Below are 2,343 nucleotides of genomic sequence, written 5' to 3'. Positions count from 1 at the left end.
AATTTCCCCTCGCGCTTGGCAGACTCAATATTATCTACAACCCAAGCATAGATAAGGTTAGAAACACTTCGCTTGTCTAATTTAGCAAGTGTCTCCAAGTCTTTTTTCATGTCAGCATCGAGATAGACGGCTACTCTAGGTAATTTTGATGGCAAGGTCTTTATAAGCAACTCATTCACAAGATTTTACTCCCTAACAATGACTATCAATGACTATCAATATAGTATCGCTTATTAACTCTAAGTAGTGTTACTGTACGCTATATTAAAAATCAGAACACAAAACAGCTACGCCGTTTTGTGTTCTGATATAACTAGGCTATTTGTCCTGCCAGATTGTAGAGTTGTGTTACCATTGCTACTCACAAAGGCTCACTTTCTTAACTGAAGATTCATTCACAAAAGATGCTTGTAAACAATCGCCCGAAGCAGACAAAACTGGCTAAAGGGGATAGTCTAGTTGCCTTTATCAGTTTTTCCTTAGGTTTTAGTGGCATTTTATTTGCGGCTTCGGCTTGGAATGTTTTTGCAACCTATCAAGCTTTTGACAAGGCGATCGCCCATCAATTTAAATTACAAAATCTAAGTAATCAAATCATCTACTTTGATGAAGTATTAACCATGTCGGCACGGATGTACGCCAATACTGGCGATCCTAAATGGGAATCTCGATACAATCAGTTTGTGCCGCAGTTGGATATTACTATCAAACAAATTATTGAGCAAACTCCTAATACTTACAATACCAATGCCAAAAAGACAGATGATGCTAACCTCAAACTGGTTGATTTAGAAACGCAGTCTTTTCAACTAGTGCAGCAGGGAAAAGTAGATGCGGCGAAGCAGATTCTTTCGGGACAGGAATATGAAACGCTCAAGAAAATCTATGCTAAAGGAATTGCTGATACCAGAAATGTAATTCAGTTAGAAACAGAAAATAGTCTCTCTCGCTATCGTCTATTATTGTTTCAATCTTTGTTATTAGCAGGTTTGAGTTTTCCGATTTTAGTAATCACCGCAATTATTATTATTCGTCAGGTGCGGGGCTATGTGGATCAACGAGATCAAGCGCAACTCTCTCTACAAGAGTTAAATCAACAGTTAGAAAATCGTGTTGAAGAAAGAACTGAAGCTCTCAAATCTGCAAATTCTGAAATTACCTATTTAAATGAATGCTTGCGCGAAGATAACCTTCGCATGAGTTCTGAGCTAGAGTTGACTCGTCGTTTACAGCAAATGATTTTGCCGAAGGGAGAAGAACTTTCGATAATTCAAAATTTGGATATATCAGGTTTTATGGAACCTTCCTCGGAAGTTGGCGGAGACTACTACGATGTTTTACATCAAAATGGGCGAGTTAAAATTGGTATTGGTGATGTGACTGGGCATGGCTTAGAAAGTGGTGTTTTGATGATCATGGCTCAGACAGCAGTACGAACTTTAAATGCTCTACAAGAAAGAGATCCCCTGCGATTTCTATCAGCTTTGAATACAACCATGTATGAAAATGCTCAACGCATGAACTCAGATAAGAATATGACTCTATTGTTGCTTGATTACTATCAAGGGGAATTGAGCATAGTTGGACAGCATGAAGAGGTAATTATTGTGCGGTCTAATGGTGAGATAGAACGAATTGACACAAATGATTTGGGGTTTCCCTTAGGATTAGAAGCTGACATTAGTAAATTCATTCTCCAAGCTCAAATTAGGCTAAATATTGGCGATATAGTTGTTCTCTATACAGATGGCATTCCAGAAGCCGAAAATAAAGATCGTCAATTCTATGGTTTAGATCGATTATGTGAGTTGATCAAACAATATAGTCAAGAGGCGGCTAAATTTATCTCCGATATGATTATTCAGGATCTCAAAAATTTTATTGGTGATAGTCGTGTTTATGACGATATTACTCTAGTGGTGATCAAACAAATTTCTGATTAAACTGATTTAAGTTTATGTTCGATAAAGTGTGACTATACTAAGAAAGCACCCTATCAGGGTGCTTTCTTAGTTAAATGTGTGCTGCGCGTTTGTATGCTTCATCCAAAACTTCGCTAAGCGTTGGGTGCGCGTGAACAATCGTTGCTAACTTCTGTACCGTTTGGCGATCGCGTATTGCCGCCGAAGCCTCATGAATCAAGTCCGAAGCATGAATACCAATGATATGCACGCCCAAAAGTTCGCCCGTATCTTCACGGTAAACAATCTTGGCTAGCCCTTCAGTTTCTCCCTCTGCGATCGCCTAATTTCCCCTCTCGCTTGGCAGACTCAATATTATCTACAACCCAAGCATAGATAAGGTTAGAAACACTGCTCTTGTCTACCTTAGCAAGGTGTCTCT

Annotated in this window: 2 protein-coding genes and 1 pseudogene; 1 reads left to right on the top strand and 2 read right to left on the bottom strand. The window is 38.9% G+C overall.

The features are described from left to right. The coding region (locus B9G53_RS28545) for a hypothetical protein (RefSeq protein WP_254923668.1) at positions 1-179 on the bottom strand (179 nt) is incomplete at its 3' end. A gap of 225 nt (positions 180-404) precedes the next feature. Here B9G53_RS28545 and B9G53_RS15135 point away from each other — a divergent pair. After that, positions 405-1,943, top strand: a complete 1,539-nt coding sequence (locus B9G53_RS15135; protein ID WP_094533737.1) for a PP2C family protein-serine/threonine phosphatase — start codon at positions 405-407, stop codon at positions 1,941-1,943. 70 nt (positions 1,944-2,013) lie between these two features. On the opposite strand, the pseudogene B9G53_RS15130 reads toward B9G53_RS15135, so the two are convergent. Next, positions 2,014-2,256: pseudogene (locus B9G53_RS15130) on the bottom strand (dihydrolipoyl dehydrogenase); the annotation flags it as partial. Positions 2,257-2,343: the final 87 nt, after the last annotated feature.

Origin of the sequence: Pseudanabaena sp. SR411, from assembly GCF_002251945.1 — a bacterium.
Lineage (GTDB): Bacteria > Cyanobacteriota > Cyanobacteriia > Pseudanabaenales > Pseudanabaenaceae > Pseudanabaena.
This window is presented reverse-complemented; position numbering and strand designations above follow the sequence as displayed.

Bases quoted from the DNA above. Each gene is read 5' to 3' on its own strand.
- B9G53_RS15135 (WP_094533737.1), top strand. From the start codon at position 405: ATGCTTGTAAACAATCGCCCGAAGCAGACAAAACTGGCTAAAGGGGAT.